General features: G+C 49.0%; 19 protein-coding genes and 1 tRNA gene. 11 read left to right on the top strand and 9 right to left on the bottom strand.

All coding sequences use genetic code 11. The features are described from left to right. Window positions 1–10: 10 nt before the first annotated feature. Together BOO20_RS08440 and BOO20_RS08445 are read right to left on the bottom strand one after the other, a co-directional pair. Window positions 11–1,549 (bottom strand): hypothetical protein, encoded by a 1,539-nt coding sequence (locus BOO20_RS08440; protein ID WP_076792031.1) that lies wholly within the window; start codon window positions 1,547–1,549, stop codon window positions 11–13. A gap of 29 nt (window positions 1,550–1,578) precedes the next feature. After that, complete coding sequence (locus BOO20_RS08445) at window positions 1,579–2,304, bottom strand: ABC transporter ATP-binding protein (protein WP_076792033.1); 726 nt, start codon at window positions 2,302–2,304, stop codon at window positions 1,579–1,581. A gap of 106 nt (window positions 2,305–2,410) precedes the next feature. Between BOO20_RS08445 and BOO20_RS13265 the strand changes: the two genes are divergently transcribed. The 6 genes from BOO20_RS13265 to BOO20_RS08475 all read left to right on the top strand — a co-directional run bounded on the left by BOO20_RS13265 (window position 2,411) and on the right by BOO20_RS08475 (window position 8,253). Further along, window positions 2,411–2,545 (top strand): hypothetical protein, encoded by a 135-nt coding sequence (locus tag BOO20_RS13265; protein ID WP_255372202.1) that lies wholly within the window; start codon window positions 2,411–2,413, stop codon window positions 2,543–2,545. Between the two features lie 65 nt (window positions 2,546–2,610). Next, window positions 2,611–3,348, top strand: a complete 738-nt coding sequence (locus tag BOO20_RS08450; protein ID WP_076792035.1) for an SDR family NAD(P)-dependent oxidoreductase — start codon at window positions 2,611–2,613, stop codon at window positions 3,346–3,348. A 113-nt stretch (window positions 3,349–3,461) separates the two neighbouring features. Further along, window positions 3,462–3,737: a hypothetical protein gene (locus BOO20_RS08455; protein WP_076792036.1), complete on the top strand. Its 276-nt coding sequence runs from the start codon at window positions 3,462–3,464 to the stop codon at window positions 3,735–3,737. Between the two features lie 25 nt (window positions 3,738–3,762). Continuing rightward, window positions 3,763–4,161 carry a hypothetical protein gene (locus BOO20_RS08460; protein WP_076792061.1) on the top strand — a complete coding sequence of 133 codons (399 nt, stop codon included), beginning with the start codon at window positions 3,763–3,765 and terminating at the stop codon, window positions 4,159–4,161. Next, window positions 4,145–4,534, top strand: a complete 390-nt coding sequence (locus BOO20_RS08465; RefSeq protein WP_076792038.1) for a hypothetical protein — start codon at window positions 4,145–4,147, stop codon at window positions 4,532–4,534. Before BOO20_RS08460 ends, BOO20_RS08465 begins: the two co-directional genes overlap by 17 nt. A gap of 212 nt (window positions 4,535–4,746) precedes the next feature. Then, window positions 4,747–8,253 (top strand): alpha-amylase family glycosyl hydrolase, encoded by a 3,507-nt coding sequence (locus tag BOO20_RS08475; RefSeq protein WP_076792041.1) that lies wholly within the window; start codon window positions 4,747–4,749, stop codon window positions 8,251–8,253. Window positions 8,254–8,357: 104 nt separating this feature from the next. On the opposite strand, the gene BOO20_RS08480 is transcribed toward BOO20_RS08475, so the two are convergent. From BOO20_RS08480 to gltX, 5 genes are all read right to left on the bottom strand, one after another. Beyond that, complete coding sequence (locus tag BOO20_RS08480; RefSeq protein ID WP_076792042.1) at window positions 8,358–9,620, bottom strand: cytochrome b N-terminal domain-containing protein; 1,263 nt, start codon at window positions 9,618–9,620, stop codon at window positions 8,358–8,360. A 35-nt stretch (window positions 9,621–9,655) separates the two neighbouring features. Next, window positions 9,656–10,201 (bottom strand): Rieske 2Fe-2S domain-containing protein, encoded by a 546-nt coding sequence (locus BOO20_RS08485; RefSeq protein WP_076792044.1) that lies wholly within the window; start codon window positions 10,199–10,201, stop codon window positions 9,656–9,658. Window positions 10,202–10,375: 174 nt separating this feature from the next. Further along, entirely contained in the window at window positions 10,376–11,506 is a 1,131-nt protein-coding gene (locus BOO20_RS08490; protein ID WP_076792045.1) for a carotenoid 1,2-hydratase, read from the bottom strand. A 145-nt stretch (window positions 11,507–11,651) separates the two neighbouring features. Continuing rightward, window positions 11,652–11,724: transfer RNA gene (locus BOO20_RS08495), tRNA-Phe, on the bottom strand. 86 nt (window positions 11,725–11,810) lie between these two features. Further along, window positions 11,811–13,331 (bottom strand): glutamate--tRNA ligase, encoded by a 1,521-nt coding sequence (gltX, locus tag BOO20_RS08500; RefSeq protein ID WP_076792047.1) that lies wholly within the window; start codon window positions 13,329–13,331, stop codon window positions 11,811–11,813. A 250-nt stretch (window positions 13,332–13,581) separates the two neighbouring features. Between gltX and ftsH the strand changes: the two genes are divergently transcribed. The 4 genes from ftsH (at window position 13,582) to BOO20_RS12875 (ending at window position 16,586) form a co-directional block, all read left to right on the top strand. Beyond that, window positions 13,582–15,567, top strand: a complete 1,986-nt coding sequence (ftsH, locus tag BOO20_RS08505) for an ATP-dependent zinc metalloprotease FtsH (protein ID WP_076792049.1) — start codon at window positions 13,582–13,584, stop codon at window positions 15,565–15,567. Continuing rightward, window positions 15,564–15,968, top strand: a complete 405-nt coding sequence (locus BOO20_RS08510) for a sulfite exporter TauE/SafE family protein (protein ID WP_255372203.1) — start codon at window positions 15,564–15,566, stop codon at window positions 15,966–15,968. The genes ftsH and BOO20_RS08510 overlap by 4 nt, the downstream gene beginning before the upstream one ends. Window positions 15,969–16,004: 36 nt before the next feature. Further along, complete coding sequence (locus BOO20_RS08515) at window positions 16,005–16,313, top strand: HU family DNA-binding protein (protein ID WP_076792050.1); 309 nt, start codon at window positions 16,005–16,007, stop codon at window positions 16,311–16,313. 135 nt (window positions 16,314–16,448) lie between these two features. After that, entirely contained in the window at window positions 16,449–16,586 is a 138-nt protein-coding gene (locus BOO20_RS12875; RefSeq protein WP_158068737.1) for a hypothetical protein, read from the top strand. Between the two features lie 69 nt (window positions 16,587–16,655). Here BOO20_RS12875 and BOO20_RS08520 read toward each other — a convergent pair whose 3' ends face one another. Both BOO20_RS08520 and mtaB read right to left on the bottom strand, forming a co-directional pair. Further along, window positions 16,656–17,189 carry an adenine phosphoribosyltransferase gene (locus BOO20_RS08520; protein ID WP_076792053.1) on the bottom strand — a complete coding sequence of 178 codons (534 nt, stop codon included), beginning with the start codon at window positions 17,187–17,189 and terminating at the stop codon, window positions 16,656–16,658. Window positions 17,190–17,248: 59 nt separating this feature from the next. Beyond that, complete coding sequence (gene mtaB / locus BOO20_RS08525) at window positions 17,249–18,610, bottom strand: tRNA (N(6)-L-threonylcarbamoyladenosine(37)-C(2))-methylthiotransferase MtaB (protein WP_076792062.1); 1,362 nt, start codon at window positions 18,608–18,610, stop codon at window positions 17,249–17,251. Window positions 18,611–18,902: 292 nt separating this feature from the next. Here mtaB and BOO20_RS08530 point away from each other — a divergent pair. After that, window positions 18,903–19,601 (top strand): transposase (locus tag BOO20_RS08530; protein ID WP_198935428.1); only part of this gene is annotated, 699 nt, incomplete at its 3' end.

Consider the following 19,601-nt stretch of genomic DNA (forward strand, 5'->3'; position numbering starts at 1 on the left):
TGACAAGTGGTTATCGGACTGGAGACCAGGCCCATCCGGCCAGATTTTTCAGAAAACCAAGCGAGCCCTGAATGCCGAGTTTCTCCCATGTTGCCGTCAGTACCCTGGGGTATCGCCAGGCCACACGAAGCATGACATGAATGAGCTCCTCGATCTTCATTTCATCACGAAACATCGCCTGACGATAGTGCCGGGGCAGTTCATCAAGCACAATCATAACCTCGTTCATCATATCATTGACAAAGTTCGGCTCATCGGTGGCGGAGTTAAAACACATATATTTCATAAGATTGGCCATCGAAGCAACATTTGGCTCATAGGCGCTGATCTTTTCGAGATGCCTTTTCGAGAGATTGTTGTCACTCAGAGCCCGGTCAAGGTCGGCGGTCAGATGCGACAGATTGCGCACCATGGATCCGAAGCCGCAGAAGGTGAGCGGTGAGCCAAGTGAAGCGGCATCCCCAAAGAGAATAATCCGGTCATCGGCAATTTCTCTGGTCCGGTTAAAGCCATCATGAAAGTAGGCGGGAATGATACCGTAAACCGGGCGGTGAACCGCAAAATCCTTTCCGGGCTTTTTATACTCCGGCAGTGTACGGAAGTAGGTTTCAAACAGCCCGAGCAGTGATTTATCGTTCGGGGAGTCAACCTCATCATAGAAAAATAGATAGGTGATATACTGCCTTGCTTCGGCAGGAAACCCTTCCCAGATAAGCTGCCGCCCGGTTCCCGAAGTGGTATCGGCCGGAGCGGTACTGACAAGAATTTCACCGGTATCGAAATCCGCATTTTCAAAACCGCTTGCAATGGTGCCGACTGTCGGGCATACATGGGTCTGGGGCATCCCCTCGTTCAACTGCATTGCAACAGGAGAGAGAATACCCATCACATCAACCAGCACCTTCGCCCTGTAGAAAAGGCTCTTTCCCTGCTTGTCCTCAACCTCGACAACAATATGATCATCAAACCGGTAGCAACCGATAAACGACCGTTCTGCAACCACCCGGCATCCCGGAAAGGCCTGAACTTTGGCCTCTGCCATGCCGAGCAACCGGTCGGCATCAACCGCACAATCAAGCACATTTTCCATATAGAGCCGCTTCTGACTGCCGTCGGGCTTGTAAAACCCTACCCATCCGGTTTTATAGCTCCGGACAATGACGGAATCAACCTCCTCTTCGGTAAAAAGGCCTATTGCGGAGAGATTAAGCAGCTCCTGGCGTGAAATATTCCAGTCCCGTGTCGATTTTGCCGGCAGACGGCGATCAAAAACCATAACCTTCCGGCCATAGGTTCCTGCCATCACGGCAGCATGCAGGAGACCAAGCGTCCCGCCTGCATAGATCAGGTCATATTCACCGCTTATACGCACATCGGCGGGAAGCTGCTCTGCAGGCAAAATAACCTCTCTGACAGGATGCTTCACAAGCGGCCAGTACCGGTCGAGTTCACTGATCCGCTGAAGATGCTGCTCACCATCATCAAGCAATGAAAATGCCCGGTGGAGATGGGGATGGGTAAGCTTAATTTGATCGAGTGACAACGGCATAGCATACGTTTGTAAAAGGGTCTGACTGATCACACCTGAATCGGCTTCCCGGCTGACGCTCTGAGCAGACGGTCACTATCGATTTTTCCGTCAACAAGATGAATCCGCCGCCCTGCACGGTTGGCAAACTCCTCATCGTGGGTCACAACAATAATGGTCTGACTTAACTCCCGGTTCAACCGGTCAAAAAGCTGGTAGACATTGTCTGCTGATCGGGAATCAAGGTTACCGGTCGGTTCATCACCAAGAAGCAATTTTGGCTCGTTGGCCAGAGCCCTTGCAATGGCAACCCGCTGCTGCTGACCGCCTGAGAGCTGGCTTGGCTTGTTGGTATATTTGTTCTGAAGTTCCACCATGTCAAGCAGGTGCATTGCCCGCTCCCTGATCTCCTTGCGGCTGCGCCGTCCATTGATCATCATCGGAAGACTCACATTTTCAACGGCATTGAACTCGGGCAGAAGAAAATGAAACTGGTAGATAAACCCTATCTTTTCATTGCGGATGCGGGTCATCTCCGACTCGTTTTTTTCGGTTATCTCCTCTCCGTCAAGCCAGACTGTACCGAGTGTCGGTTTGTCAAGCCCGCCCATCATATAGAGCAGTGTCGATTTGCCGGAACCCGATGGACCGGTGATAGCAATAAACTCTCCCTTCAGAATCTCAAGCGAAAGGTTTGGAATGATGGTCTGGCGAATATCTTTGGAGAGTTCGAGTTCCCGGCGGATGTTTTCAAGCCGGAGTATGGTTTCAGCCATCAGATGTCACCTTCATTGTTCTGGATTACCGGTCGAGCTGTTGCAACCATGCAACTCAGCAGATATACAACGAATAATATAATAACAAAAAAGCCACTAAAGACTATTGAACGAAAAGGACTACAAGGAGATCAATGACTTCAGGGAGTTCAGCGACAAAGAGAAATTTCATTCATGTAAATACCCGAAAAAAGTTGCCGCAATTTTTGCGACATTTATAGTATGGCAGACGAAAATCTGAGAAAGCCGCTCTACACTTCTCTCTGAAAGAGCGTGTTACGGAAACAGCGATTAAACAGAATAAAGATGGCAACCGCAGGCAGAAAAGTATGCTTTATGACCGGAGCATCCGGACGACTCGGTAGTGAAATTGCGCTCTCGGTCGCCGGTCAGGGTTACTCTCTGTTCTTTACCTGGCACTCTTCTGAAGCGGCCGCTGCCGGGCTGCTTGAAAAGATCCGCTGGATAAGTCCGGAATCGGGTATGGTGCAGTGCGATATGGCAAAAGCCGGAGAGATCACCCGTGCTTTTGCAGCGTTCCAAAGGCAGTTCGACCGGCTTGACCTGCTCATTACCAGTGCTTCAAATTTTTTCAGTACCCCGTTGCCTGATGTGACCGAAGAGGAGTGGGACAGTCTGGTCGATACCAATCTGAAGGGTACGTTCTTCACCATGCAGGAGGCGGTAAAAATTATGCAGAAACAGCCTTTTGTTTCGCGCATCATAGCCATGACCGATATCTCGGCCGAGCTGGTCTGGAAAAATTTTGCCCCCTACACCGTATCAAAAGCGGGAATCCGCCATCTCATCAGAATCTTTGCAAAAAAATTTGCGCCTGCTGTTCTGGTCAATGCTGTCGCACCCGGGACGGTAACAATAAACCCCGACAGGGAGATGGACTCCGAAGAGGAGATGATCAGAAAAATTCCGCTCAAACGGCTCGGCGATCCTCTTGAGATTGTCAGAACCATTATCTTTCTGCTTGAAAATGACTATATCACCGGCCAGACCATAACGGTAGACGGAGGACGCCTTTTGCAGTAGCCTGCAGAGCCCGCTCCTCCTGAACGATAGAGTGCCGTGCAAAGACCGCAGAGTTTTTATATATTGCTTTAGATGTCGTTGTAATGGAATTTATCAACTGATTGTAGACAATTATGGAACAGGAAGTCCCGGTGATCATACAGAGCGGTGAACCGAAAGAACCGGTAAAAACATCGCAGCAGGAGACAAGTATTCCGGATCAGGTAAAAGAGATCGGTGAAACCCTCTCTGAAATATTTGCCCGACTCAGGGAGAGCGAATCCTACGACAAACTTCTTGAGAGTGTTGAGACAGCAAAGGAGTATGTCAGAAAATACCCGGCAAAAGCGCTGCTCTATACCTTGGGAGCAGCTGCCTTTTTCGGACTTCTCATCAGAAAAAAGCGATAACAGGACATTGAACTGAAGGGATATGATGAACCATGAGGGAGAAAAGCATAAAGAGAGCACGCAGGTGACGCGCAAAAACACCGGAATACATAAGCTCCTGAATGAGACGGCAGTATCGACTTATGAAGATGTCATTGATATTGTCGAGGCAAAAATTGAACTGGTCAAGATTGAACTGACCGATAAAATTTCGCTGCTCTCCGCTGTTGTCATTCTCAGCGTCGTGCTGCTGATCGGCCTTGCCTATCTGATCACAACCCTGGCTCTCCTGGCAGGAGAACTGCTCGGGCACACCTGGCTGGGCTATCTGCTGGTAAGCCTTATTTTCCTTTCATCCTTTCTGTTTTTTGCAAAAATCAAGCCTCTGCTTTTAAGAAACATGATCCAGAACATTCTCCTATCGGTCCATGACTACAAAAAATGAACATCTCTCCGGCATTCAGGCACGCATAGAAGAGCTGCAGAACACGATTACTGAAAAGGAAGCAAAGATAAAAGCGAGAAGCCGTCAGTTCAAGGATGATCTGGAAGCCGAGCTTTCTCCCGTTGAACTGGTCCGACGCTATCCCCTCAAGGCTGTCGCAACAACCTTTATTGCAGGTTTTTTGGTTACACGCTCTCTCAAGGGCCCGAGAAACCCCCGGAAAACGATGCCGGCCGACTCCTGTGTTGCACAGGAGTCATCTTCATCGCAAAATAGCAAAGCACTGGCCGCAATAGGGCTGGATATACTTCGCTCCGCGAAGGATCTTGGATTTACCTACCTGCAGCGATACATCGACAAGAAAATCAGATAACCTCATCAGCAATGGGCTTCCTCTTCAGGCTCACTTCTCCGACGAGAGATCTTCTCCTCACAAAAAGCTCTGCCTTGCAGAGCTTCAGCACGAGAGCCTGATTTTTATTACAGAAATTCCGTACCTTGTGACATGTCAGTAACGGCTGTTCACAACCACAAAGCTGCGCTGCTCTTTCAACCAGTTTAATACTTTGGCATTGCATTCCAACTATGACAATCAAGCAGAACCAAACCTTGTTTCAGAACAAAGAACACTTTTATGTCAACCGGAATGCCAGAGAACTTTTTCATCTGACTGATCCCGAGTTCCTCTCCCTTCCTTCAGCCGGAAAGGAGAGCTTTATCAAGGCCGAAAAACAGGCCCTCGTCATCAATGATTATCTAAAAAAAAAGAGCGGTGAAGGGCTGAAACCGGTTCTGCCCGCTCAGCTCCATGGCATGAAGCTGCTGCACGAGCTCTTTCACTATGTCATGACAAGATCAATGGCTTCCCGACAGCCGGACCTCCTTGAAAAAGTATATAACAAACTGGGGACAGAGCTTGACGGAATGCCGCCGGAAGAGTATATGAACCGGTTTATAAGCGCTTTTCCTACCCAAAAAATATACTGCGGTTTTGAAACGCCTGCCGACTGGCTGAACCGTCAGGAAAACAGGAGTGAGGTTCTTGAAGAGTCCTTCCTTGTCTGGCTCAATAACCAGAATCCCGCGCTTGACCAGTTTTCCGAGCTGTTGACCGATCATGCGCTGATGCGCGAACAGGCATACCGGAAGCTGATTGCCACCATGCAGAGCTCCATGAAAACCATGGGCCCGGTAGGGCCGGATAATATGGACCTCGCTGAACTGCTTACCCAGCCGATACGGCACTCTCCCGCATCCATTCTTGAACAGCTTCGCTATATCCGGCTCAACTGGGCCGAACTGCTTGGCGACTCCCCCTTCTGGGAGCTGCTCGACGGGGCCATAGATTTTATTGAAGATGAGGACAAGTATCTCTTTTTTGAACAGATTGCCAGAGAGCGTGAAGCCGGCAGGGAGGAGCACTGGTTTGAAAAAGAGGCTCACATTCCAAGTTACAGTTCACTGGATGATGCTCCGGCAAATTATTCGACCGACTCTTCCTGGATGCCGGAAGTGGTCATGCTGGCAAAAAGCACCTATGTCTGGCTCGACCAGCTCAGCAAAATATACCACCGCCCCATCTATCGCTTGCAGGACATTCCCGATGCCGAACTTGATGCGATGGCTGACAGAGGTTTTACCGCCCTCTGGCTGATCGGCCTCTGGCAGCGAAGCCATGCCTCCCAGAAAATCAAGCAGCTCCATGGTAATCCTGAAGCAAAAGCATCGGCTTATGCTCTCGAAAAATATGAGATCTCCGACGATATCGGCGGTTACGAAGGCTACGAGAACCTCCGACACAGGGCAAAGAGCAGGGGTATCCGTCTGGCCAGCGACATGGTTCCCAATCATACCGGCATGGATTCCGAACTGGTGCGGAACTCCCCCGACTGGTTTCTGTCAACCAATACGCCGCCCTACTACAACTACTCCTACACCGGGCCTAACCTCAGCAGCGATTCGCGTTACGGCATCTATCTGGAAGATGGTTACTGGAACCGCAGCGATGCGGCAGTAACCTTCAAGCGGGTTGATTACCTCAACGGTGATACGCGCTACATCTACCACGGCAATGACGGTACCAACATGCCATGGAACGATACAGCCCAGTTGAACTTTCTCAGCCCGGAGGTGCGCGAGGGGGTGATTCAGCAGATCCTGCACGTTGCAAGGATGTTTCCCATTATCCGGTTTGATGCCGCAATGGTTCTTGCCAAGCGCCACATCCAGCGGCTCTGGTTTCCGCTCCACGGCCACAGCGCCGGTGTTCCGTCCCGATCATCCAACTCCATGAGCATGGCGGAGTTCGATGCCGCAATACCTGAAGAGTTCTGGCGTGAAGTGGTTGACCGCATTCAGCGTGAAGTGCCTGATACACTGCTGCTTGCAGAGGCGTTCTGGATGCTTGAAGGTTATTTTGTCCGTACACTCGGTATGCACCGGGTCTATAACAGCGCATTCATGCACATGCTGAAAAAGGAGGATAACGCAAGTTACCGCTACCTGATCAAAAACACTCTTGAATTTGATCCGGAGATCCTCAAGCGCTATGTCAACTTCATGAATAATCCTGACGAGGATACCGCCATTGCGCAGTTCGGTCGGGGAGACAAATATTTCGGTGTATGCGTAATGATGCTTACCACACCCGGCCTGCCCATGTTCGGCCACGGTCAGGTTGAGGGTTTTACGGAAAAATACGGCATGGAGTATGCAAAGGCCTATTACGATGAACAACCTGATGAGAACCTTGTCAGCCGACACTACCGGGAGATCTTCCCCATCATGAAAAAGCGCCCGCTCTTTGCTGAGGTATGCAACTTTTTCCTCTATGACGTCTACTCGCCTGAAGGGTCGGTCAATGAGAATATTTTTGCCTACTCCAACCGCCTCGGCAACGAAAAGGCTCTCGTGATCTTCAACAACTGCTTTGAGCAGGCTACCGGATGGGTAAACAGATCGGTCGGCTACCTCCAAAATAACGAAATACAGCAATGCTCACTGGCCGAAGGATTGACGCTCGGCACAGAGGCCGACACCTACGTCATCTTCAGGGATCATGCCAGCAACATGGAGTTTATCCGTTCCAACACTCAAATTGCCGAGCAAGGGCTCATGGTTGCACTGAGCGGATACAAATACAATGTATTCCTTGACTTCAGGGAGGTTCGACCCTCAAAACTGATGCCCTACGACCGGATTGCGCTTGAGCTGAACGGAGCCGGAGCCGCATCAATTGATCGTGCGGCACTGACCATGAGCCTCTCTCCGCTGCACAGGATCATCATGGCAGAGCTTGCCGATGAGAAGTTTATTCCTCTGAAAGAAAGCCCGCTCACTGAAGAGTCGTTTGCGGTGTTTGAAACACAGCTCACCGCTCTGCTCGGAACAGTTGCGGTTCAGTTCGGCGAACTGATGGAAACAACGGTCACGGTTCCTGAAGAGCTGGCAGCAAAGGCCATACTGCTCTACCGCAAAGCACTGGACCTTGCAACCCTTTTACCACTACAGGCTGAGTCAAAGAAGATTCGTACAGCTCTTGCCCTGATCGAAGAGAATGCATCGGGATACTACACCGTAATCCGTCACTGGATTCTGCTTCATGCGCTGCAGGAGATGCTTCATTCATCAGGAGCTTTACGATCGAATATCATTGACGACCTTCTGATGAGCGATGCGCTTGCTGCACTCTATCCTGAAAAAGGTGTTATCGGCATTCCAGGCGAAAACCTGCCCGACCTGCTCTGCTGCCTGCTTGCGCAGCTACCGGAACTCGACCTGCAAAATCCTGAGGGATGCTTTGACATCATGCTGAAAACACTTGCATCAGCCAACACCATCCATTTTGGCCGGATGCTGCAGTTTGACGAACGACATGGCAAACAGTGGTTCCGTGAACACCGCTTCAGCGTGCTCACCGCATGGTTCGCTCTGCTGACACTGCTGCAGGAACCGGATCATGCGCCCTCTGCCGCACCGGAGACTCCATCCGCCGGTACGATTACCGAATGGGTCGAAGCAGAAGAGCGTCTTGAGATGCAAGCCTTCCTTGCAGGATATGAGATGGGAGAGCTGCTGCATAGAAAGCCCTGAAGCACTCTCGCTGTAATGCGCTCCCCTGCAAGTAAATCGACAGGAAAAGCGAAAAGCCCGGACAACCCGGGCTTTTCGCTTTGGTGTAAAAAGAGATCTCTCTCTTAGAAGCCATACTCGGCAAACACACGGTAGGTGTTAATGAGCAGAGCTGCAATGTAGAGAATACCGATGATGGTAAACACAGGGCTTTTCTCTTCGCGTGATGCGCGCTTGTCAAGGAAGGGGACAAGTGCCCAGAAAATAGCACCGACAGTGAAGAAGATAATGGCATAGAACTCGCCATTCTCAAAACTGAAATCTTTCAAAAGCAGGAACTGGGCCCAGAAATACCATTCCGGTTTGATACCGAGAGGTGCCGGTGAGAGCGGATCGGCCTTCAGACCAATCTCTCCAGGAAATACCACTGCAAGATAGATAATCAGTACAAAACCGAGTATCCAGCCGACAGCATCCTTGGCAAGAAAGGTAGGGAAAAACTTCTCGTATCCTTTAATGCGTCCGGACTCCTTGTAACCTATCGGAGCAGAGGTGCCGAGCACCTGCACCAGAAGCAGATGGGCTGCAAGAAAAAGAAGAAGAAGACCCGGAAGCAGCACAACGTGCAGGGAGAACATACGGGTAAGGGTTTCACCGGTAACCTGTTCACCTCCACGAAGGATGTCGACTAAAAATGCACCGCCGGGAACCACTTTGGGTACTTCCGTACCAACCTGTGTGGCAAAGTAGGCAATCTCATTCCATGGAAGCAGATATCCGGTAAATCCGAAACCGAGGGTGAGCACAAAAAGCACTGAACCGCTCAGCCACATCAATTCGCGGGGTTTACGGTAGGACTTCAGGAAGAAGGTACTGAACATGTGAATAAATACCGAGAAGACCATAAGATTGGCCGACCATGCATGAACCTGGCGAACAAGCCAGCCATAGGAGACCTCTCTCTGGATAAAGACAAATGATGCATAGGCCTCCGCTTCAGTCGGCTTGTAGTACTGGAGGAGCAGCAGACCGGTAATGATCTGGATAAGGAAGAAGAAGAGAGTCAGGCCGCCGAAATAGTACCAGAAGGAGTGACGGTGCTGGGGAACCTCCTTTTTCTTCAGGTAATCAATAACCGGAATAAGAACATGGAAGCGCTCGGCAAACCATGCATTGAGGGAGCAACAGCGGGAATCCTTGTACGGATTCGTCTCCTGGCGTTCTACCGGTGGTTTATAGACGCCGCCTTTCGGGGCTGCGGGCTTTGCTGCTGCCGGAGCAGCGGGTTTGGCTGCGCCTGAAACTGCCGGTTTAGCGGCACCCGGAGCAGCGGGTTTCGGCTTGGCCGGAGCATTTCCTGCCAAAGCGTTCTCATTGTTTTCAGCCATATTTCCTGACTCCGTTGGTTTTCAATAATTAAAAGTTACGCTTTCGTGACTATCAGATCTTCACCCTCAACCCTGACCTTGAACGGGGGCAGTGGCAGAGGCTGCGGGCCGGAAATGATCTCACCGGTCTCTTTGTATTTTGCACCGTGACAGGGGCAGGAAATATTATTGGCGGCACTGTCCCAATGCACAAGACATCCGAGATGCGTGCAAACGGCACTTGTTGCCGTCAGTGTTCCATTATTATTAACGACAAGTACCTTATCCTTGTTGAACTGATAGATTTTGCCACTGTTGACCGGAACCTCGGAGGCTTTGCCAACAACAATTTCATTCTTGCTTGCAACAGTTGATACCGGGGGAATGAGAAACTTCACAACAGGATAGAGAGTCGAAACAGCTACTGCGGCGCCTATCCCCCCTACCACTTTTCCGAGAAAACTGCGACGTTCGAAGTCGACTCCTTTCAATCCCTCTTCACGGGGCTTTCCGGCGGAAACTGATCCGGGTGATGAGAGTGGAGCACCATCTCCAAGTGTGCCCAGCCTTGATGGACTCTTGAAATTACCTTGTTGTGCCATTACGATCTATCTCCTTGTTAAGAGTATTGTTATAAAATCAAAAAGGCGAAAACCGCACGGCGGTTTAACAATATCCTGCAAACCTCGTCACGCCAGTGCTGCACCTGTAAGTGAACCGAAAGCACTTCATAGCTGACTTTTCCGGCTTGAATGAAGTGTGAATTTATAATTTTTTCACCGATTATTCCAATCAATAAACCGTTTAAACCCATTATAGGTCTTGTACATTACCGAACACTCTCCATCCCTCCATATCCGGCTTCTGGTGAAAAAACGCATAAATTTAGACTGAAGACGGACCGGGTCCAGAAACTCCGAAATGCCGCGTATTCCCTCAATGTTGCGTCCATCAACCTGCAGTGATATCTCCGAAGAGAACCTCAGGTAAAACGGTCCGGCATCCAGAACCCTGTCGTTATGGATTTCAAGAAAAACCCGATCTTCCTTCAGCGCAAGATTCATGCTGTGACGCGGTGAAAAAAAGCCTTTTCTGAAATTGCTTTCGCAGATTTTAACCGTGTCATAAATAGTTGCCGTTTCACGTTCATTATCATGCAGCAGCAGCAGGGTAAGCGGCTGATACTCATTGCTTCTGAAATAGATAGCATAATAGATGAGGTCAAAGGCATCGGAAAACGCCCGTCCCCAGTACCATCGGGATATATACTCCTGCATGGGAACGGCGCCAAAGTTATGATCATGGTATCCGATGGCTCTGACGGGGATCGTGCGCAACTTTCCGCTTTGCTGTTCCGTAATGGAGATAGAACCCTGAACATCGGCCTTCGGCACACTTAACAGCCATTGGTGAAGAGGCACCTCTCCGTGATTGTTGCTGTCTTTTTTTTCATAGACCACTCTTTGGCATGCTTTGAAGAGCAGTGAGGCTTTCAATGCTTTTCTTCGGGCGGGAAAGACAAAATCGATATCCAGAGTATACTCATCGGTCAATGGATTAAAGGAAAACCGGTTCTTTTCAAACCGGACGCCGATATCTGTTCGGCTGCTCTCAAAAAGGTCTGCACCTCCTTCCCTGATAAAATTCAGAGTCTCCACTCCGTTTTCATATAACTGAAAACTGAAACCGGCATAGTCGGATGCAAGAGGAAGTTCGGAGGTTAACTGATTTTTCCAGTTCTCGTAATGAGTGGTATAGTAAGGGGAAAAAGGAAAGCCGGAAAACCATATGAGCACAAGGGAGAGGCCGCTCTCTCTGTCTTCAGCATCAAAATACCACCACTCGTAAGCTCCTGGTTCCTGGATATCATGCCAGAGTTCCTGACTTGATTCAGTGGTAATATTCATGCTGGATGCTGATAGTGTTCAGACCATAACATAGAGGTGCCCTTATGTGACACTGCACTACACGGTATTGAACAAAGAAGGGAAAAAGAAGAGGACATGAATAGTTGCAGCGGAGCAGTATCAGTGAAACTATGATCGACCGATGTGGACAGAGAGGGAATCGAACCCCCGACACAAGGATTTTCAGTCCTTTGCTCTACCAACTGAGCTACCTGTCCATCCAACAAGAGGCAAAATATAGAAATAAATTTTTTTTCACCAAAAGAAAAAACAAAAACCAGGCGAGCCGCCTCAGCCAGCACGGTTACTCCAGGGGCAATTCTGAAAACGTAATCAGTTCAATCCCTTTCAGAATACGGCGAAGTACCGTCTCCTTGCCAAGCACTTCAAGCATATGATAGAGGCTCGGGCCGAAACTGACTCCGGAGGCAAGAATTCTCAACGGATGGATCAGTGCCGCAGCTTTCAGCCCTTTCGGAGCAACGAACTCCTTGAGTTTTACCTCGATATTCTCTGCACTGAACGATTCAAGAGCATAGAGCGTATCGGTAAATTCCCGCAACAGCTCATTGGTATCCGCCGTCCACCTTTTCCTGACTGCCTCTTCGTCATAGGATTCAGGCTCAAAAAAGAAATAGGGAGAAAAGGTTACGAATTCATGCTCAAATCCTACCCGCTCACGCATCAGCTCGATTACTTTATTCAGATACTCATCACCGGTGATGACCTCCAGCGGCATCAGCGAAACTTTCTGTTCAAGTTCCGCCTCCAGAATTGGCTTGATAACTCCGAGAATCTTCTCAGCAGGACGCTGCTTGATATACTGCTTTTCAAGCCAGTTGAGCTTGTCAACATTAAATACGGCACCGGCTTTGCCAACCCGCTCAAGTGAAAACTTCTCAATAAGCTCCTGCATGCTGTATACTTCCTGCTCACTTCCCTCTCCCTCATTCCAGCCGAGCATGGCAACAAAATTGATTATCGCATCACTGCTGTAACCCTTGCGGACATAATCCTCAACAGCAACATCACCCTGCCGTTTGCTGAGCTTGGAGCGATCAGGGTTGAGCAACAGGGGCAGATGGGCCACCTTAGGAGGCTCCCAGCCGAAAAACTCATAGAGCAAAAGATGCTTCGGCATCGAAGGAAGCCACTCCTCTCCCCTGATAATGTGGGTAAACTCCATCAAATGATCATCAATGACACTGGCAAAATGATAGGTCGGAAAACCGTCCGACTTCATCAGTACCTGATCATCAATAGTCGCCGAATCAAACTCTATGGGACCACGTATAATATCTTCAAACCAGACAGAGACGTAATCAGGCACTTTCATCCTGACGACATAGGGATCACCTGCATCCAGTCTCTTCCGGATCTCACTTGCCGGAACCGAACCTCCCAGCTCTTCAGGAAGCCATTTTCTGTTATATTTTGGCTGAAGACCCTGCTTCAGCTGCAACTGACGGTTCTCTTCCAGCTCTTCCGAAGTGGCGAAACAGTAGTAGGCATGGTTGTCCTCAAGCAACTGATCGCAATAACGCTTATAGATGTCAAGCCTCTCGGACTGGACATAGGGGCCAAAATTTCCACCTTTTTCCGGGCTTTCATCTGCAATAATGCCTGCCCATTCAAGCATTCTGACAAGATTTTTCTCCGCGCCCTCTACCTTCCTTGTTTGATCTGTATCTTCAATTCTGATAATGAACTCCCCATCCATTTTTTTTGCAAACAGATAGTTGTAGAGTGCGGTTCTGAGTCCGCCTACATGCAAATATCCTGTAGGAGAAGGAGCAAACCTGGTCCTGACCCGTTTTCCAAGCATAATGAGCGTCGAACTGTTATGGTTAATGGACAGTGAACTATTGCAAGAGCAATGAATTTAAGAAAAAGTAGCTGCTTTTTTCAGAGTGAATGATAAATGATTATCCCCAAACTGTTAAAAATAAGTGATAAACAGCAATTCTCTCTCCGGAATGGCAGTTGAAATAAACTATTTGTTTTCCTTTGCAGTTTTACTTTTAATTACTTTAACTGTATTAAGTTAGATTTTATATTATAACACAACACACTTTATGGCAAAAACTCCTGTAAAGAAGTCAGGAAAAGATGATTCCGGAAACAGATTCAAGCCGGTGAGCGATGAAGATCGCAACCCCGGATGGTTTCAGGGAAAAAGCGAAAACCCGCAGGGAAAGTTTCCCCGTTTGCTCCTCTTCATGATGATGGCACTCATCATGCTCTTTGTTTTTCAGCGATTTTTTTCAGGCAGCGAAGCTCCGGAGATCACCTATAATGAATACCGCTCAATTCTTGCAAGAACGCTGGCAAGCGAGGTGAGCGTCAAGACCATGGAGGACAAATCCGCCCTGCTGAATGTCAAGCTGAAAAACCCTGTTCAACTACAGCTTGTCAACAAAACATCCCTCCAAAGTGACCGCTTTTCAGTGCGGCTCCCTTCGTTCTCTACCGAGCAGGCCGACCTCCTCACCGACCAGGGCATAAGAGTCAAGGTTGAGGATGGATCGGGCGGCATCAATACCTTTCTCGTCCTCTTTGCTCCATGGATTATCTTTGGGGTGATCTATTTTCTGCTTATGAGGCGCATGAACAGCCAGAATGGCGCCCAGTCAAAAAACATTTTCAGCTTCAGCAAGAGCCGCGCCAAACTCGTCAGCGAATTTGATGTAAAAACAACCTTCAAGGATGTCGCCGGAGTTGACGAAGCAATTGAAGAGCTGCAGGAGACGGTTGAATTTCTGACAAATCCCGAGAAATTCCAGAAAATAGGGGGGAAAATACCTAAAGGGGTGCTTCTTCTCGGCCCTCCGGGCACAGGAAAAACGCTTCTGGCCAAAGCCATTGCCGGTGAGGCAAAGGTTCCTTTTTTCTCTATCTCCGGTGCGGATTTTGTCGAAATGTTTGTTGGCGTTGGCGCGGCCAGAGTAAGGGATCTCTTTGAACAGGCAAAGAAAAATTCACCCTGTATTATTTTTATTGATGAAATCGATGCGGTTGGCAGAAGCCGCGGAGCCGGACTTGGCGGAGGTCATGATGAGCGGGAGCAGACACTGAACCAGTTACTGGTTGAAATGGATGGTTTTACCACAAGCGAAAATGTGATCCTGATTGCCGCAACAAACCGCCCGGATGTGCTCGACACTGCCCTTCTGCGACCGGGCCGCTTTGACCGTCAGATCACCATTGACAAACCCGATATAAGGGGACGCGAAGCCATACTGAACATCCATACGCGAAACACCCCTCTTGCTGAAAATGTCGATATCACAGTCCAGGCAAAAAGCACTCCGGGATTCTCGGGTGCCGACCTGGCAAATCTTGTCAATGAAGCTGCACTGCTGGCCGCACGGAACGGACAGGATCTTATTTCCGCTGATAATTTCGAGCAGGCACGCGACAAGATTCTGATGGGACCGGAAAGAAAAAGCATGATTATTTCTGACGAACAGAAAAAACTTACCGCATATCATGAAGCCGGTCACGTTCTGGTTGCAAGCTATACAAGAGGATCAGATCCCATTCACAAGGTAACGATCATTCCAAGAGGCCGCAGTCTCGGTCTGACGGCTTATCTGCCTCTTGAAGACCGCTACACCCATAACCGCGAGTACCTGCAAGCCATGATCACCTATGCCCTCGGAGGAAGAGTGGCGGAGGAGCTTGTTTTTCAGGAGAGCAGCACCGGCGCGGCAAACGATATTGAGAAAGCTACCGATATCGCCCGCAGAATGGTGCGGCAGTGGGGAATGAGCGACAAGCTCGGTCCGATTAACTATGGCGACAGTCACAAGGAGGTTTTTCTGGGCAAGGATTACTCCCACATACGCGAATACAGTGAAGAGACTGCCCTCCAGATTGATGTGGAAGTCCGTAACATCATTATGTCGTGCATGGAAAATGCCAAAAAGATTCTCAGTGAAAACCGGGATATTCTCCATCGGCTTGCCGGACTCCTCATTGAAAAGAAGTCGCTCAATGCGAAGGAGATCGGGGAAATTATAGGCCATACAGAGCGTGCTGTGGGCCTGGCAACATCATAAGCCACCAAAAAGGGAAACCGGGAGAAGAGAATCGTATGCAGCTTGTTGCTCTGCTTGCTATCGGAACTTTTGCAGGACTGCTCTCCGGAATGTTCGGAGTCGGCGGTGGCGTGATCATTGTACCGGCAATGGTTCTGCTCTTCGGTATGACGCAGCAGAGTGCTGTCGGAACGTCACTGATTGCACTACTGCTCCCGGTCGGAGTGCTCGGCGTCATAGAGTATTATCGTGCCGGGAAAATTTCAGCGGAGAACATCTGGATAGGGCTGATTGTAGCTGCGGGTCTTTTTGCCGGAGCTTTTTTCGGCGCAAAAATAGCTGCACAGATGCCCGGTGATATACTCCGGAAAGCCTTTGCAATTTTTATGGGAATTGTTGCTCTTCAAATGTGGTTTAAATAAGCTGATACATAACAATAACCTAAGCCATTTATCACTATGGGAAACACAACCACAAAAGCTGATCTGGTCAATGTTATTGCCCACAGAACAGGTCTGACGAAAAACGAAACAGAATCTGTCGTTGACTGCCTGTTCGAAAGCATCATTGACTCACTGAAATCCGGAAAACGGATTGAAATCAGGGGGTTCGGCTCTTTCAACATCAGATACAAGAATTTGCGGCAGGCACGCAATCCGAGAACGGGCGAGAAGGTAACGGTTGATCCCAAAAACGTACCGACGTTCAAGATTTCAAAAGAGTTCAAGCATGCTGTAAGCGAGAGTCTGAAATCCGGTGGCGAATAGTTTCAAGAGAGAAACTGCTCCGTATCAACCATACAGCACTTCGGGCTCAACACAGGGCTTAGGGTTTTTTATTTCTGATCGGCACTCTTCCTGACCCAAACAGGACGATACGCTACCCGGTAATACGGCAAAACCATGGCAGAGAAAACTATCAGGCAAAGAACTGAAGCCGCCGTTTATCCGACAGGTATAAAAAATGAACGGCAGCCGGAACTGCCGTTTCATGATATTCCGCTTCAAAAAAGTGCTCTGCCCTGTTCCCGTTATCAATGAGGCGAAAATAACCCTTTATCAACCGGAAAGCAGGAGTGGTTGCACTCGCGCTACTACTCACCGCAATCGTTACTCTCCCTCAAAATCGGTAAGAGAGTAGACACTGTATCCTTTTTCCAGAATTTTCCGCTCACCGCCGATATCGGGAAGGTTAACGATAAAAGCCATTTCAGCAACAACACCACCGACCTTTTCAACCAGAGCTGCCGCAGCAAGAGCTGTTCCTCCGGTAGCAAGCAGATCATCTACAAGCAGAACCTTCTGGCCAGGCTTGAGAGCATCTACATGAATTTCAATCTTGTCGGTACCATATTCAAGTTCATACTTCTGGGAGACAACATCTGCAGGAAGCTTACCGGGCTTTCTGACCGGCACAAACCCCTTGCCCAGCGTATAGGAGAGTGCTCCGCCGATAATAAATCCCCGTGCCTCGATACCGACAATCACATCAAAGTCAACTCCATTTTCAAGATAGTGCTGTGTCAGATTATCGATAACCAGCCTGAAACCCACCGGGTCCTTGATGAGGGTGGTAATATCACGAAAGAGAATCCCTTTTTTCGGATAATCGGGAATCGAACGGATACGGGATCTAATGGGCATGGATTGCAGGATTTAATTGTTGATGACAGCTTGTTGAGGCCAGTAAAAAAAATTAAAAATCAAGATAACAGTCTCCCCTGTAAATTCAAATCCTCATCCAGCCGCTGAATCAGCACGGGCAGCTCTCTTCCGCACAGCGAGTACTCCTCTCCTCTGCCTGCTCGGTCGACCAGCACCCGAAGATAGTTACGGCTGTATCCGCAGGATTGCGGGATGCCATTGATCTCCTGCCGGCACGCTTCAAAAAGCACCATACACGTCGTCCCGATATAGCGCTCCTTGAAAGCCGCCTCCTTGCGGCGTCCAAGATCATTCAGCACCCTGCTGCGACGGGCAATTTCTGCCGGAGCAACCGCAATAAGCTCCCGGCTCGCTGTCTGGCGGGCAAGAGCGGTTCCGGGTCGTATGGAACAACTGAAAACGTGCAGATAGGCAAGTGGAAGTTCTTCAATAAACCGGCAGATCTGCAGAAAATCATCCTCGCTCTCACCGGGAAAGCCAACCATCACATCCGCTCCGATCGAACAATCGGAGATATGAGCTGCAACCTCTCTTATTCTCTCACGGTACAGCGCTGTATCATAGCGGCGACGCATAGCTTTGAGAATGCGATCAGAACCGCTCTGAAGAGGAATATGCAGATGAGGAACAATGGTTTTCGAATTCGCAACCAGTTCTATGAACTCGCTGTCCACAACATCAGGCTCTATGGAACTGATGCGAATACGGCTGAAAGGAACCTTTTCAAGGCGACGTAACAGCTCCGGGAGCCCGACTCCGTTCTCCAGGTAATCACCGATATTAACGCCGGTCAGCACAATCTCACGGTATCCGGACGAAGCAAGTATCATGGCCCGGGCAACGATCTCTTCCGGCGGAAGCGATCTTGAACACCCCCTGATCAGTGGAATGGTACAGTAGGAGCAGCCATAATCACATCCATCCTGTATTTTCAGAAATGCTCTTGTTCGGTCATGCCCCTCTACAGAGGTTGAAGAGTAACCGGGGTAGACAGCGTCCTTCAAGCCATGTTGTGACACCTTTACCAATGGAAGCGATACGGCATCGGCCATAATATCGTCATACCATTTTATAGCAAACTTCTCTTTGCTTCCAAGAATTGCATCAATCCCTTTTATTGCTGAAAGCGCATCCGGATTCAACTGTGCATAACATCCTATAACCGCTATTCTGCTGTCAGGATTATTCCGTATGATCCCTCTGATTTTCTGACGGCATTTCTTTTCAGCCTGTGCCGTGACTGCACAAGTGTGAATAATAATAAGTTCAGCACCCTCTTCGATTGATGATTGCTTCCATCCCTGACTGCATAAGCTCTCAAGTATGGATGATGTTTCAGCATAGTTCAACTTGCATCCAAGGGTAACAGCGGCAACTCTTTTCATTGGATAATCACTCATATAACTCATACATCAATATGAGGGCAAAAAACGCATATTGGCTAAAAAAATATAACAGACATAAAAATACAAATCACAATGAGCACATCTTGCAGGCAAAAATATATTATTCTATATTTTTATGAATTGATAAAACCGATCTCTTATACTACTCTTTCAAACATAACTATATCCTAACTTGATCGATTTGGAATAAAAAAAGCTCTCTTCTGAAGAGTTAAAGTGTTATCTTGTAATGGGTAACGTAGCAATTACCATTACAGAAAACACAACCCAACAGGTGGAGAGCTTCATGGCAAAAGATAACAGGATTCAGCGGAATAAGAAACAGGAAATTAGCGCAATTCTGCCGACTCATGACCAGTTGACTGGTAGAGCTGGATTGAGTGTCTTTGCCATCTATCTCCGCAACATTGCCCTGTTTCCGATTATCGAGCGCTTGTTCGGCAAGATACGCAAAAACGGCAAGGGCCTTCCCGTCACGGAGTTGTTTCTGCAGATCGTAAGCTTCTTCATGGACGGCACCAGCCGTCATCTGACCCGCTTCGACCAGCTTGCTGCCGATCAAGCCCATGCCGACCTGATTGGCGCCAGCCGACTGGCTTCGTCGCATGTCGTCAAGCGCTTCATCGGCGCCTTTTCTTTCTGCAGGATCTTCCTGTTCAGAACGTTGCTGCAGGCTCTCTTCATCTGGCGCCTGAAGCACAGCAAGCCGGAGGTCATCATGCTGGGTCTGGACACGACGGTTTTGGACAACGACGACGCTGAAAAGCGCCACGGAGTGCAACCGACGTACAAAAAGGTGAAAGGCTTCCAGCCATTGCAGTTGACCTGGGGTAGATATGTGGTGGACGCGGTATTCCGTGGCGGCAAGAAGCATTCGAACCATGGTGAAACGGTCGATCAGATGCTGCTGCATATGGTCGAAAAGATCCGGTGTGAGTACCGTGAGGATGTACCGATTATTGTGCGCATGGATGCAGGCTTTTTT

The sequence above is a fragment of the Chlorobium sp. KB01 genome (assembly GCF_001975465.1).
GTDB lineage: Bacteria > Bacteroidota > Chlorobiia > Chlorobiales > Chlorobiaceae > Chlorobium.